The 14,212-nt window shown below is 36.1% G+C and carries 11 protein-coding genes; 2 read left to right on the forward strand and 9 right to left on the reverse strand.

What is annotated here, in order from left to right:
- Positions 1-9 precede the first annotated feature (9 nt).
- Positions 10-408: an immunity 22 family protein gene (locus CLV73_RS17000; RefSeq protein WP_100378074.1), complete on the forward strand. Its 399-nt coding sequence runs from the start codon at positions 10-12 to the stop codon at positions 406-408.
- 22 nt (positions 409-430) lie between these two features.
- The gene (locus CLV73_RS17005) at positions 431-1,252 is read left to right on the forward strand and encodes a GLPGLI family protein (RefSeq protein WP_100378075.1); all 822 of its coding nucleotides are present in this window, start codon (positions 431-433) and stop codon (positions 1,250-1,252) included.
- An 80-nt stretch (positions 1,253-1,332) separates the two neighbouring features.
- On the opposite strand, the gene polA is transcribed toward CLV73_RS17005, so the two are convergent.
- From polA to CLV73_RS17050, 9 genes are all read right to left on the reverse strand, one after another.
- A complete protein-coding gene (gene polA, locus CLV73_RS17010; RefSeq protein ID WP_100378238.1) occupies positions 1,333-4,173 on the reverse strand; it encodes a DNA polymerase I in 2,841 nt (946 codons plus the stop codon).
- Positions 4,174-4,321: 148 nt separating this feature from the next.
- The gene (locus CLV73_RS17015) at positions 4,322-4,774 is read right to left on the reverse strand and encodes a tetratricopeptide repeat protein (RefSeq protein WP_100378076.1); all 453 of its coding nucleotides are present in this window, start codon (positions 4,772-4,774) and stop codon (positions 4,322-4,324) included.
- A 28-nt stretch (positions 4,775-4,802) separates the two neighbouring features.
- Positions 4,803-5,366 (reverse strand): hypothetical protein, encoded by a 564-nt coding sequence (locus CLV73_RS17020; protein WP_157798819.1) that lies wholly within the window; start codon positions 5,364-5,366, stop codon positions 4,803-4,805.
- A 31-nt stretch (positions 5,367-5,397) separates the two neighbouring features.
- Positions 5,398-6,693 (reverse strand): PAAR-like protein, encoded by a 1,296-nt coding sequence (locus tag CLV73_RS17025; RefSeq protein ID WP_100378078.1) that lies wholly within the window; start codon positions 6,691-6,693, stop codon positions 5,398-5,400.
- Between the two features lie 11 nt (positions 6,694-6,704).
- Complete coding sequence (locus CLV73_RS17030) at positions 6,705-7,760, reverse strand: hypothetical protein (RefSeq protein WP_100378079.1); 1,056 nt, start codon at positions 7,758-7,760, stop codon at positions 6,705-6,707.
- Positions 7,761-7,762: 2 nt separating this feature from the next.
- A complete protein-coding gene (locus CLV73_RS17035; RefSeq protein WP_449384843.1) occupies positions 7,763-9,877 on the reverse strand; it encodes a type VI secretion system Vgr family protein in 2,115 nt (704 codons plus the stop codon).
- Positions 9,878-10,100: 223 nt separating this feature from the next.
- Complete coding sequence (tssD, locus tag CLV73_RS17040; RefSeq protein ID WP_100378080.1) at positions 10,101-10,505, reverse strand: type VI secretion system tube protein TssD; 405 nt, start codon at positions 10,503-10,505, stop codon at positions 10,101-10,103.
- Between the two features lie 206 nt (positions 10,506-10,711).
- A complete protein-coding gene (locus tag CLV73_RS17045; protein ID WP_100378081.1) occupies positions 10,712-11,566 on the reverse strand; it encodes a lytic transglycosylase domain-containing protein in 855 nt (284 codons plus the stop codon).
- A 47-nt stretch (positions 11,567-11,613) separates the two neighbouring features.
- Entirely contained in the window at positions 11,614-14,109 is a 2,496-nt protein-coding gene (locus tag CLV73_RS17050; protein WP_100378082.1) for an ATP-dependent Clp protease ATP-binding subunit, read from the reverse strand.
- Between the last annotated feature and the right edge of the window lie 103 nt (positions 14,110-14,212).

Raw genomic sequence — 14,212 nt, forward strand, 5'->3', positions numbered from 1 at the left:
TATAATACAATGAATAAAGAGGTTTTAGATTTTTGGGTAGGAAATTTCAATAGCGAGGACGATTTTTACAATTTTGTAGAAGAGGATGAAAGCTTTTATCTGGAAGAGGATTCTGATGACATTTTCGTTTCAAAGTTTGCAGAATCCCAAAACACCATCTGGTTTGATCAGGATTTAATAGAATACGGTTTCGATGATTCTAATATGGGGCTTTTTGAAAAATTTGCAGACTTCTCTTTTGCAGAAGAATGGCTTCCAATATTGGTTCAAAAAATCAATGAAATGAATCTTAAGTTTGACATCAATGCTTTAGTCTTTGTAAGCCAGGGACAAATTCCTAAGCCTACATCCATAGAAAACGATTATTTTTCTTTGACCTATCTTGGCGGAATAGAATTCGAGTATTAATCACAGCACCAAAATAACATATATGAAAAAAGCGTTAGCAGTACTTCTTTTACTGCTCTTTACCACTGTATTTTCTCAAACTAAAAGATTTATTTATGAATTGGGAATAGTTCTCGATGGTAAGGAGAAAAAAATGAATATGGTTCTAGACATTGATAAGGATTTTGTAAAATTCTACGATTACAGATTTCTTGAAATGGATTCTATCAGTAAGAAAACCGGACAAACCTGGCAAGCCAATACATTGAGCGATCAGTTAATTCTCCGAAAATCCAATTCATTCGACAACCAGTCTTTCCATGACAATATGTACGATTATTTTGTCATCAACTCAACCGATAAAATGAACTGGAAAATCGGTACTGAAACAAAAAAAGCAGATCAATACACTCTGCAGAAAGCGACAACAGATTTTGGAGGAAGAGAATGGACGGCATGGTTTTCCACAGAAATTCCTTTTCAGGAAGGACCTTATAAGTTTAAAGGATTACCCGGACTTATCTTTGAGCTTTCGGATGGAAATAATGATTTTAGGTATAAACTTATAAAAAACATCAATATTCCGGAAACGTATTCTACGCTTGACTTCCTAGAAACTCATTATGGCAATAAGCCTATTCCAGTAAGCCTTAAACAATACCATAAGGTAAAACTTGACTATTACGCTGATCCTGTAAAAGAAATGAGTAACAGCTTAAAAAGTGGCGGAACTGTCATTATTTCAGGAGAAAAGATAACGACTCAAGATCAGCTTGATCAAAAAAAGAAACATCTTCAAAATATGATCAGGCAATATTATAATCCTATAGAAAAAGATAAGGCAATTCCTTATCCTACGACATAGTATTGATATTGATTAACCCTTTCCAATAAAAAATCCCTGAATGAATAATTTCAGGGATTTTTATATGTTTTTAAAATAAATTAATGCGCTTCCAGCCAGTTATTCCCTACTCCAATTTCCACCAGTAAAGGAACCTGTGTTTCTATGGCACTTTCCATTTCCATTTTAATGATATTGGTAGCGACTTCAATTTCTTCAATTGGCGCTTCAAACACCAATTCGTCATGCACCTGAAGCAACATTTTGGTTTCAAGTTTTTCTTTTTCCAGCTCTTTCTGAATTTTGATCATCGCCATTTTCACCACATCTGCTGCACTTCCCTGAACCGGAGCATTCACAGCATTTCTTTCCGCATGACCACGAACAACAAAATTATTGGAATTAATATCCTTTAAATGGCGCTTTCTTCCTAAAATAGTCTCTACATAGCCTCTTTCCCTGGCTTTGCTTACCTGTTCAGCCATATATTGTTTCAGCTTAGGATAGGTCTCGAAATAAGCTTCGATCATCTGTTTGGCTTCCGTTCTGGATAAGCCGGTCTGTTCAGCCAATGCAAAAGCACCCTGCCCGTAAATGATCCCAAAGTTTACCGTTTTTGCTTGGCTTCTCTGCGTCTTTGAAACTTCTTCCAACGGAATTTTAAATAATTTCGCTGCTGTAGAAGCGTGAATATCTTCACCATTCTGAAACGCTTTGATCATATTATCTTCTCCTGAAATTTCCGCAATCAAACGTAATTCAATCTGTGAATAATCGGCAGAAATAATCTTTTTCCCTTCACCTGAAACAAAGGCTCCACGAATTTGCTGTCCTCTTAATGTCCGGATCGGAATGTTCTGCAAATTCGGATTTACACTCGCCAAACGACCTGTTGCCGCTGTAGTCTGTGAAAAATTAGTATGAACGCGGTTATCCGTTTTTTCAATCTGTGACGGCAATGCATCCACATAAGTCGATTTTAATTTCTGATACGTTCTATACTCCAGAATATGCTTGATAATTTCATGTTTCGAAGCCAGTTTCTGAAGAACATCCTCAGACGTTGCATACTGACCTGTTTTTGTTTTTTTTGCTTTCGGATCAAGCTGCATTTTTTCAAATAAAATGTCTCCCAGCTGTCTCGGTGAATTCATATTAAATTCTTCTCCGGAAAGTTCAAATATTTTTGATTCCAATTGTTTTAAATCATTCTCCAAATCAATACTTTCCTGAGCCAGCCATTTTTCATCCAGAGAGATCCCCGCCAGTTCCATTTTTGCCAGCACTTCCATGAGCGGCATTTCTATACTGAAGAATAAGTCTTCTAAATTTTCTTTTTTTAATTGAGGTGCAAACAATTCGTACAGTTGGAAAGTTATATCCGCATCTTCCGCTGCGTAATCGGTCTGAGTTCTCAGATCCGCATCTCTGAAATTACCCTGATTTTTCCCTTTTTTACCAATAATCGTTTCTATGGAAACCGGTTTATAATTCAGATATACTTCCGAAAGATAATCCATACCGTGTCTTCCGTCCGGGCTTAAAAGGTAATGGGCAATCATAGTATCGAACATTGCTCCCTTTACGGTAATATTGTACTGTTTAAGGATTTTATAATCGAATTTTAAATTGTGGGCTACTTTTAACAAATCTTCTTTTTCAAAGAAAGGTCTGAAAATTTCCAACGTCTGTAAAACTTCTCCCTGATCTTCCGACAAAGGAATGTAATATGCCAACCCTTTTTTATAGGAGAAGCTCATTCCCACCAATTCGGCTTCCAATTCATTTAAAGATGTAGTTTCGGTATCAAAACATACCACTTGCTGTTTTAATAAATTATCAACTAAGATCTTTTGCGCTTTGGGATTATCCACAAATTGATAAAGATGGTCATTCTGCTCAATCGTTGATTTTGTGGAAGTCGCCTGCTCTAATTCTTCATATGTTGCAAATAAGTCTAATTGGCCTACTGCCTGCGCTACTTTTTGTTGAGGAGTAGTTTCCGTTACCGTCACTTCAACCTCAGCAACAACAGTCGTTGTAACCGTTGCAGGAGCAAAAGCACGGTAAAGATTTTCATACAATCTTCTGAATTCTATTTCATCAAAAACTTCTTTTACTTTTTCAAAATCCGGAGTTTCCAGATCGTATTGTTCCTGATGGAATTCGATAGGGGCATCACAGATTATAGTGGCTAATTTTTTTGATAAAATTCCACGTTCTGCCGAAGCTTCTACTTTTTCTTTTAGTTTTCCTTTTAATTGGTCTGTATTGGCTAACAGATTTTCAATGCTTCCGAATTCTTTTAGGAATTTCATGGCCGTTTTTTCACCAACCCCTTCCAGCCCCGGAATATTATCCACAGCATCTCCCATCATTGCCAGGAAATCAATCACCTGCTTCGGGTCTTCGATTTCATATTTTGCCTTGACTTCTTCTACGCCTAGTATTTCAATATCTCCTCCTTTTAAACCCGGCTTATAAATTTTAATTTTATCGGTAACCAATTGTGCAAAATCTTTATCCGGAGTCACCATAAAAGTCGTATACCCTTCTTTTTCTGCTTTGCAGGCAATGGTCCCGATAACATCATCCGCCTCATATCCTTCCACTCCCAGAATAGGAATATGCATGGCTTCCAAAATTTTATGGATATAGGGAACGGCAATCTTAATAGCTTCAGGAGTTTCACTTCGGTTGGCTTTATACTCAGAGAAATCGTCTGTTCTCACACTTGCCTGTCCAACGTCAAAAACCACCGCCAAGTGAGTCGGTTTCTCTCTTCGGATCAGTTCTATCAAAGAGTTTGTAAAACCGAAAATGGCAGAGGTATCCAGCCCTTTGCTTGTAAGTCTAGGATTTCTGATCAATGCATAATATCCTCTAAAAATCATTGCATAAGCATCGATAAGAAATAACCTTTTATCCTGAGTTGCGTCCATATTTTCCATAAAAAACAAAGATAAGAAAAAAGTGTTTTTGCTTTACGTCCTCGCAATAAAAGAACCTTAATTTAACAACTAAAAAAAGACCTCAAAAGAGGTCTTTTTAATTTTTTAAGCAGAGCTTTGAAGTTAACAGAGGATCTTTTTATTTGGTATTTTGCTGTAAAGAGTCTAAAATTTTGAGATTTCTTTTACTATCAGGATTTCCTAATTTTTCTGCTTGTTGTAAAAAAAATCTTGATTTATCCAGATCTCCTTTCTGCATATAACATATACCAAGTGAATTGGATATTTTATCATAATATCCCTCTTTTTCTCCTATTTTTTTATCATATGCCTCCTGTAGGCTGGTGATAGCATTTCCAAAATCCTGTTTTTGCAAATACGAAAAGCCTAAGGGAGCTACTATATCCGGAAATTTGTTTTTGTCTACATGGCTTAGATAAAAAATTGTTAAGTCATATTGGTTATTTTCATAGGCAGTCCAGCCATCTTTGTAAAATTTGTTATCATTATCAGTGAATAGTTTATATTTCACAATGGCTCCTACTAACAATAAGCCAATAATTAAAATAATAATTTGCAATACTTTTTTCATAAAAATAATAAGAAGTAATTAGGCTGGGTTACAAAAACAGTAATAGTAAAAAAAATACTATATCTAGAGAAAATAAAATACCTATTGTTTTATATTGCGTAATGCCTCCGAAGCGATCAATTCCACCACCTCCAACAAATGCATATATAAGGAAAATAATAAGTAGTAAAAAGAAATTCTTGTCTTTTACATATTGAAAAATATCAAAAAAATAAGAAAAATTCTTTTTTTCATTATTGATACTAAAAAAAGGAATACTCTCTTTTTCTGCTATTTTTTGATTGGGGTCTGTATAAAATGAAATAGTATCACTATTTTCTAATTGTTTGTCATTAAAAAAAGCCCAATCAGATATGAATCCTCTGTAATCTCTTTCGTATTTTAATGTTTTTGTATCGCTTGTAACATAAAAATAGACTCTTCTTTTACTGGAATGCTTATCAATAATTACTTTTTCCTGTTGATGATTTTTAACAATGGGATTCTCTCTCATTAATTTAAGATTCGAATCAATCCTAATAACTCTTCCAAGTATAATAAAGGTAAGCACTAAGGGAAACAAAAGAATTATAGTGAATATTATATTTCTCATTAATTTTTTGAAACTTTATATTTGATAATCATTAATCTTTTCCTGCCAAAACATTTATTTTTGCTCTTGCAGCTGCTTCTTCATTTTGCATAGCGGTGTTTAGCTCAGCAATCTGAGATGCTAAAGCCCAATTTGAAGTGGCTCTAAAAAGATCTATGGCAAAATTAATTCCTAATCCCTTAAGCGCACCACCCGCAGTTGTCTTAACTCCGGTAGCAACATTACTTCTCAAAGAGTTGTTATATTGAGTTCCATATACTGAACTCATGCTTGTTGATGTTGCCGTTGTGGTATTAGGAGTGATTCTAACATTTGTACTTGAAGCATTGACATGTACTTGTGTATTACCTACACTTGAATTAGGCAAACGATTATTGGCGGATATGGTAGTACTTGTGGCTGTTGTTCCAGGCGGAGTAACATTCCCCGAATTATCAGCAATAAACACTCTATTTTGAGATATTGTGGACTGATTAACTGTAGTACTCTGATATCCTGAGGTTTGCGATTGTGAAATCTCTTTACCCGATCCTAATGCATCTGTAGCAGCACCATATTTTTTATCGGTAACTTCGCCCATAAGTTCATTCTGCGGTTTTTTGTCAAGATCATAAGCCTGCCCTGTTACATAGTTTTCAAAACCTGTCACATCTTTTACTTCATCGTAAACAGCATTAACTCCGTAAGATGCAGCAAAAACAGTCCCCATTCCCAATCCCTGCATTATCGTTGATGCCATTCCATATTCTGCATACGTTGCCAATAAAGAGCTTCCTGCAGCACCAACGGAAAGAGCCAATGCAGATAACAAATAGGATGCACAAACTACAGCCCCCACTGTTAATACAGTTTCTGCCACCACTTTATCTGTAAACTCATCAGCCGCTTTTTCAGAATATAAAATCATTACATTTCCTCCTAAGCGACAAGGTATCATCGAGTTTTCTAACAATGGATGTTTTCCAGCTGTTAATACATTCGAATCAAAAGGAGTCCAATTTTGCAATAGCATACCACAAATAGACGGTATTAAAGATACTCCGGCTCCAGCCGCTGCTCCAGCTGCAGCGCAGGCTGCCACTGCCAACGCCCCTCCAGACAGTACAGAACCTACAACTAATGCTGCGCCTAATAAAGCCCCAACAACGGCACCGGCAATCACCATCTTGGCACACATAAAGTTTCCTCCCGGTCTGTCATCTACCGTTGCTTTTAAATAACCGCCGGCAATAGTTACGGTACTTTGGCTTGTAACTTTTATCTGTTGTTTCTTCATTCCGTCAGAGCAGACTAACCATGCTCCATCAGGTACATATAATTTACTCATTGCTTTAATTCTTAAATCAACTCTATCGTATGTTCTGTTAAGTGACAGTATTTACTACTCGCCTGCTCTTTAATTTTAGAATGACATGAAAGCATTTTCCCCTGCCGAATTTCAAAAAGATATTCTATAGACCAAGTGAGTGAATAGCTATAATCTTCTTGCAAAAAGTCTTTTAACTTGGTGTTATAAATTTCCTTTAAACGTCCATTTTTCTTAGGATCAGATTCATAATACAATTTTATTCTTACCAAGTCACCTTCTTTCTTCACCTTTCGTTTTTTAGAGAGCATAACTTTTTCTGCAGCAAAGATTTGCGAAATATATTCTTGTTGTTCTAGGTCCACAAAAATATCTAATTCTGAATACTGATAAAATAAATCATTAAAAAACAGCTTGTAAAGAACGTTATTATTGATCAATGGTAAGGTATTGCTAAAATCTTTATCTCCTCCTTCAATCATGTTTTTTTCTTCAGGAGTATTCCCCATTTCCGGCTTTAATTCTTTCTTTAAACTACTCCATATTTCCTTTACTTCATTCTGATTGGAGAGCGCTTTAACCTTACCTTCGTCAAAAAGCTCTAATATAAGATGCTCCAGAGGTTTGTTAAGCTTTTGCATATATTCTGCAAACTGCCGGTAAATCGATTTAATGTACTTTATCTGGTGCGATTCCTGCTTGATATCACTATAAAAAACATTTTCTTTTTTTGTTTTACTATGATTCCAAATTATTTCAGTCTCTGAGTCAATCATACTGCTTCCCGAAATCTGCATATCGATTTTTTGTACAATCTTATACCTTGCTTTGACTTCTGTTTGAACCAGCTGAACAACATCCTTAGATTCTCTTAGATTTTTTATTTTCCTTAGATTTTCAGCAGTATCAGGAATAATTAACTCTTTTACCCATGGTGCTATCGTTAAATCTTTCCTAATCCATTCATGTGGTTGCGAATTGGAATTATGAAAATCAATTAAAACTTTGACATCTATCCCTAAATCTGTTGCAACATCAGAAATACTATCCTTTTCTTTTAACTGAATTTTATATAAATTGGACTTCATACTTAGTTTTCGATAATATTTCCTCCTTTAATTGTTACATTACTATCAACAGATACTCCCGTTTCCGCCCCTTTTTTACCGATTTGTGCAAGTGAACTTCCGATAATTTTAGTATTGGTTCCCTCAATTGTAATATTAACTCCTTTTATTGTAATATTTCCACTTTTATCCATTGTAATTGAGCTGCTTCCTGTCTCAAATTTTATTTCCGTATTACTTTTAATGCTTACATTCCCGGCATTATCCATCGTGAAAATCGAATTTCCCTTACTTACATCAATGGTACTTTTTGTAGCAACATTTATTGTATGGTTGTTTCCTATGTCTTCGGTACTGTCATTACTTACATAAGTATTAATGTTACCGTCCCCACTTAATGTCACATGATTGCCGTTTCGGTCTCTGATTTCCATTCCACCAGCATCATTAAACCTAATAATATGTCCACTTTTACTACTTAGGCTCATGATATTATTTCCGGCACCACCACCTGCACCAATTCCTCCATGGAACATTCCTCCCATCACAAACGGACGATCAGGATGCTGATGAACAAAGTTCACAATAACCTGATCTCCTACTTCGGGAACAGACATAAACCCTCGGTTTTTATTGACTTTATCGCTGCTTCCTGCATCGGGAGACATGACCCGGATGAATTCCGTGGTTGAATTCCCATTTTGCCAGTCAAATTGCACCTTTACCCTTCCCTGATTTAATGGATCTGTATTGGAAATCACTTTTGCAAACTGGGGTTCTGCTTTAGGAAACTCAAATTCAGGACGCGGAATAAATCCTGTATCTGCAGCAATAGCTTCGAAATGTCCGTCATAATAACCTCTTGCATCCACTTCATGAATAACATTTGTAATCATCAGTTTGGTAAAGTATGAGGTATCATTGGTATCTGTTTTACGCATCTCAATATCTGCAATACATCCCGGATATAGAAACGGAACAGTCGTAGTTCCCATCGTAACAAAAACTTCTGATGCCTTGCTTCCCGCTGTTCCTTTCTGTGATGCATCAATATCCATAAAAGATACGGCTTTGATGGGAGCCACTCTTAATGAAGGTGTCTGAAAAGTTTTTTCAGAGATTTCATAAGCACGTTTTGCAATGTCAGAAGTATGCTGAATAGTAGACTTTCCGGTGCTAAGCTTTTCGTTCTTGCTGCTGTTATATCCATAAAAAGTAGGATTAACATGCTGCGCTTTCATTTTAATCTTAACATCATTCACGCTGCTTCCGTAAGTAAGTTTCACAGGTTTTTCCTGAGGAGGAAGCTTTCCGAAATGTAGTACTTCTCCATCATAAAAGAACTGTTCTCCATAGGCTTCAGCTATTCTGGCTAAGTAATTATAATGTGTCTCTTCATATTGAGAGCTGTAGGGAACATTTCCATATTTGGAATCTACCCTGTAATCATATTTATTTTGTCCGAGACCTTCTTTGATAACCTGATCGGCAATACTGTTGAGACTTACTTCCTGAGCTCCACCAAAACTTTGAATATTAGGAGCTACATCTAAAAGAATGGTAGGGCTATACCCCGTAAGAACAATATCTCCAAGGCTTCCTCTCTCCTGACTGAATCCTACTTCGGTAATAACTCCGACAAAGGTACGTTCAGGGCCTTCTATGACATCTTTATATTTGAAAACGACCGTAATTCTTTTGCCCAAGAAATTTTGAGTTTCTTCCAGATTATGGTTCTCTGCGCTTCCTAAGGTATCGTAAGATAAGGTAAGCGAAAACTCATGGTGCTTAACTGCGCTTTGTGTTAATTTAAAATGCTTGAAATGCTGTATCTCCTTTCCTTCTATCACAATATCAAGTTTCACTACGCGGTTAATTCCTAAGATCTCGCTTGTCGGGATAGCGGCTGCATTGTGGATTTTAGAAGTAGGTTGCTGAGCCCAAACCTTTTGATCATTCATCGACGAAATACCTGGAGTCGAGGCCTGATTCATTATAGTTTTGGTATTCATTTTCGAATCAATTTTTTCCACTACATTGTCTTTGCCTTTCTGTAAATTCTTTTCAGCTCCATCCAAAAATTTCTCCTGCTTTACAACATTATGTTGTGCTTTAGCTGTTTTACTATCCTGAAACATAATATCTTGTGTTTTATTTGATTATTTTTTGAATTCTATTCCTATGTGATTTTCCAAAGCATATATCACACCAAACAGATTATTTATGAATTGGATCATTAAAAGATGGCAAATATTTTTTGCAAATCTGAAACATCTTTATAGCATGAAAAACAGAATAATCCGCATGGTTTGGCAGACTATCCTGTTTCAGTTTAATTTTTTTAAGTGAATTAGTTGATTTTTAGCTTGATGGCCAAAGTCCTTCATAAGCAGAATTACCATAGTTGATCTTCTCTGCACTTACTACGAAACTGATGTACATAGAATTTTCATCTACCGCATCGAAATCTACTTCATGTTGAATTACATATCCGTTTTCCCAGTTCAAAGTAATAAGTGTTCCTTCTTCGTGAGATTTGTTGAATGTAATTTCTCCGCTTGTAGGCTTATATTTTCCGTTCAGTAAGCTTTCAAGAATATCAGATTTTTCCGTTGCTTCTACTGTAAGTTTAATAATTGCGTTAGAAGGATCTGAAGCTACTCTTCCCGATACATCTGTTGATCTGGATACGCTGTAGTTCAGCTTTAATAATTTTTGACCTTCTCCTCCGTTGAATTTTAGAATTCCTCTTGAATTTAGTGCCATGTTCCGTAAATTTTAATCGTTAATATTTCGTGATTTGGTGATTTTGATATCTCAAAGATAGAACCATAATCATCAATAAAAAAATTACAAAAGGTCTTTTTTAAATTTTGTAGTAATTCTACGATTTGATGTCGTAGTTTTACTATATGATTTTTTCAAGAGGATACAATAAAGTTTAAAACACCGATTAACAGATTAAATTAATCCTATTTAACTTCTTTTAATGATCTGGATAATATCTTGTTTTTCCGCAAAAGAAAGTCGGGCATCAGATCCATAGGAAGATACAAGGTACTTTCTCCTTTGCTTTGAAGTTCGTCTACAATTCCGGGATTCCATGCAAGAATTTTATTGACGTCTATTTTGAGTTCGTCTGCAATGATATTCAGATTAAATCCTGCATTAATTTCGGTTTCAGATAAAGATCCTATATTTTTTCCACTTCCTCCATTTACAAAGAAAACTGTGTTGAGACGCGCATTGTTATAATCCGTCAATACACTTTGCAACTCATCGGTAGCATAGCAAGCATTCAAATATTTGTTAACATGATTGATAGTCTCGTTAGGAAGGAACTTATAAAAAACATGATATTGATTAGATCCTGCCGCAGACATCGCTTTTGCAATATTTCCTTCTCCACAATTATAGGCTGCGACTACCGTTACCCAATTGTTATACTTTTTATAAAGTTTTGACAAGGAAATTACAGCCGTTTTCGTACTCTTATAGATATCATTCCGGTTTTGCTCAGAAAGCCCGTATTGATTGGCATGCGCTGTCATAAACTGCCAGACTCCGACTGCTCCGGCTCCGGATGTGATGTTTCTGTTAAAATGCGATTCTATTAGCGCAAGATTCCTCAAATGCTTTGGGAGTCCTTTCTGTGCCAGAGAGTTTTCTATAAAATCAACAATTTCTTTATTGGCATTAATAATGTTTTTGTACCTCTTCACACTATTTTCTGAGGTATCTGAAGCAGAAAGGAACTGTCCGTTCACAACGCCGACAGATCCTAAAAGCAGTAAACCCGCAAAAATATTTTTGAAATTCATTTTCATTGCTAACAAATTAACCTTAAAAACCTGAAATCTACTATTTCAGAGTATTATTCAACCTTCCAGTTTAGTTTTTCCTCTTCCTTATTCCAGTCGACATGAATCGTCTGCCCGGTTTTTACTTCTTCCCTCACGATCATCTTGGAAATCGGTCTTGCTAACTGAGACCTAATCACTCCTGAGATCTGTCTTGCTCCATATTTACTGCTGAATCCTCCTAAAGCCAGATTTTTAACAGCTTCATCAGAAATTTTCAATGTCATTCCCAGTCTCGTTAATGAAGCATGTAGTGATTTTAACTGAATTCTAAAGATTCTCTCGGCAATAGATTCTGTAATCGGTGCGAAAGGAATAATTTCGGTAATTCTTGCCAAAAACTCAGGTCTGAAGCGTCCCGAATTAGACATAATCTGCATTAATGAATTGGATTCCGGTATTTTACCTTCTTCAAATTGTTTCACAATTTCCTCGCTTCCGATATTGGAAGTAAATAAAATTAAAGCATTGCTGAAATCTCCTTCTTTACCAAGCTTATCATGCACTTTTCCTTCGTCCATGATCTGTAAGAATACATCAAAAACAGAATGATGTGCTTTTTCTATTTCGTCAAACAAAACTACCGTATAAGGCTGCTGTCTGATCTTATTCACCAGCATTCCTCCTTCTTCGTACCCAACGTATCCCGGAGGCGCACCGTATAAAAGTGCTGCTGAATGTTCTTCTTTAAATTCAGACATATCGAAACGAACCATTGCCTTTTCGTCATTGAAAAGCAGTTCTGCCATAGATTTTGCCAACTCCGTTTTTCCAGTACCTGTAGGACCTAAAAGGAAGAATGAACCAATTGGCTGTCCCGGTTTATTTAATCCGCTCCGGTTTTCAACAATGGCATCTGAAAGAATTTTTAAAGCATGATCCTGTCCTACAACGCGGTTCATCAAAAGAGATTCCATGTTTAAGAGTTTCTCTTTTTCCTGGGCCTGAATTTTTCCAATCGGAATACTGGTTTTAGCCGCCATTACTGCTGCCAATTCAAGACGGTCTACTTTTTCTCTTTTTACGGATGCGTGCTGTAAAAGTTCGGTATAAGTATCTTCAATGATCTTTTGGATTTGCTCAACAGGCATCGAATTGTCAATTTGAGGCTGCTCACTCAAAGACCCCCAAAGAATCGGACTGATTTTATCCCTTAATAAATTATAGGTCCAGATCAATTCGTCTGCTTTATCTTTTTCATCAAAAAATTCTTCTTGTAGAATTTCATCGTATCTTACTTTCCAGCTTTCCAGCTCTTTTTCTGAAAGTTCGTCAAGCATTTTGATGGCTGCCATGGTTCTGTCCAGTAAATCAATTGCCGCATCGGGTAGTTTTTTCCCTTTTGCATATCTTTTTGCCAAACGAACACATTCCGGAAGTGCATTTTTTTCAACCTCAATTCCGTGGTGCTTTTTATAACCATCCAACAAAACGTCAATCATTTTAACGCATGTCTTTTCATCAGGCTCGTTGACAGTCAGTACTTCAAAACGGCGGTTGAAAGCCTGTTCCGGTTCGATAATTTTTCTATATTCTTCCTGAGTTGTGGCTCCGATTACGGTAATTTCACCTCTTGCCAATTCCGGTTTAAGTAAATTCGCAACGTTTCCGATGCTTCCTTTTGGGTCCAAAAGAGTATGAATCTCGTCAATGAAAAGAATGGCTTTTTCAATTTTTTTACATTCATTGATTACTTTTTTCAGACGGTCTTCAATCTCTCCTTTATAAGATGTTCCGGCTAATAATGCTCCGGTATCCAGTTCCAAAAGGGTTCCGTTTTTCAACATATCAGGAACATTCCCTTTGGTAATTTCGATGGCAAAACCTTCTACTAAGGCCGTTTTTCCAACTCCCGGCTCCCCGATAATAATTACGTTCGGCTTACTTCTCCTGCAAAGAATCTCAACCAGCATTCTGAGCTCTTTATCTCTTCCGATAATGTTTTCCAGTTCACCTTTTCTCGCCTGAGCTGTTCTGTCTACACAATAGCTCTTAATAGACGGAAAAGAATTATCCGAATACTCTGATCCGTTTGAAAAAATAGAGGAAAAATTTCCATTTTCCGAACTTTCATAGGGGGTATCTTTTCTGTATAAATTGAAAATTTCGTGTTCTCTTAAAGGTAAAGATTTAAGTTGCTGTAAAGTAAATGCAACCTGCGGTTTTACGATAGCTGTGAGAATACAGATTGGGGTAATTTCGTCTAATCCTAATTTTAAACGGACATCATCGGCTTCTTCCACAATATTGTCCACCGATTCGTCTTCACCGACCTCATCAGGAAGGTGTGTGGTTTTAGGATAATCTTCAATTCTTACATCGGCCCACTCGTAGAAATATCCCGGATCTTTATCTATACTTTTCAAAAATTCATTAAGTCCGATATCTTTATGCATTAACGCCTGCAAAATATGGGGCGCTCCATAAGTTCCGTTATAATTTTCTCTCGCTATAGACTGTGCAATATGAAACAATTGTTTTACTGTTTCATTGGTTACTAGTACTCCCATTATGTTCTTTCTATATTAATAATTTGTGTTTGTGATTGGTTGGTGTTGACAGCAAAATTAAACAAGTTTATTTATACAATAAATTTATTCTGCTATTTATTTT

Source organism: Chryseobacterium geocarposphaerae (assembly GCF_002797535.1).
GTDB classification, from domain to species: Bacteria; Bacteroidota; Bacteroidia; order Flavobacteriales; family Weeksellaceae; genus Chryseobacterium; species Chryseobacterium geocarposphaerae.

Coding starts and splice junctions, on each gene's coding strand:
- CLV73_RS17000 (WP_100378074.1), top strand. CDS start 10: ATGAATAAAGAGGTTTTAGATTTTTGGGTAGGAAATTTCAATAGCGAG.
- CLV73_RS17020 (WP_157798819.1), bottom strand. CDS start 5,366: ATGAGAAATATAATATTCACTATAATTCTTTTGTTTCCCTTAGTGCTT.
- CLV73_RS17030 (WP_100378079.1), bottom strand. CDS start 7,760: ATGAAGTCCAATTTATATAAAATTCAGTTAAAAGAAAAGGATAGTATT.
- CLV73_RS17050 (WP_100378082.1), bottom strand. CDS start 14,109: ATGGGAGTACTAGTAACCAATGAAACAGTAAAACAATTGTTTCATATT.
- CLV73_RS17005 (WP_100378075.1), top strand. CDS start 431: ATGAAAAAAGCGTTAGCAGTACTTCTTTTACTGCTCTTTACCACTGTA.
- polA (WP_100378238.1), bottom strand. CDS start 4,173: ATGGACGCAACTCAGGATAAAAGGTTATTTCTTATCGATGCTTATGCA.
- CLV73_RS17045 (WP_100378081.1), bottom strand. CDS start 11,566: ATGAAAATGAATTTCAAAAATATTTTTGCGGGTTTACTGCTTTTAGGA.
- CLV73_RS17015 (WP_100378076.1), bottom strand. CDS start 4,774: ATGAAAAAAGTATTGCAAATTATTATTTTAATTATTGGCTTATTGTTA.
- tssD (WP_100378080.1), bottom strand. CDS start 10,505: ATGGCACTAAATTCAAGAGGAATTCTAAAATTCAACGGAGGAGAAGGT.
- CLV73_RS17035 (WP_449384843.1), bottom strand. CDS start 9,877: ATGTTTCAGGATAGTAAAACAGCTAAAGCACAACATAATGTTGTAAAG.
- CLV73_RS17025 (WP_100378078.1), bottom strand. CDS start 6,693: ATGAGTAAATTATATGTACCTGATGGAGCATGGTTAGTCTGCTCTGAC.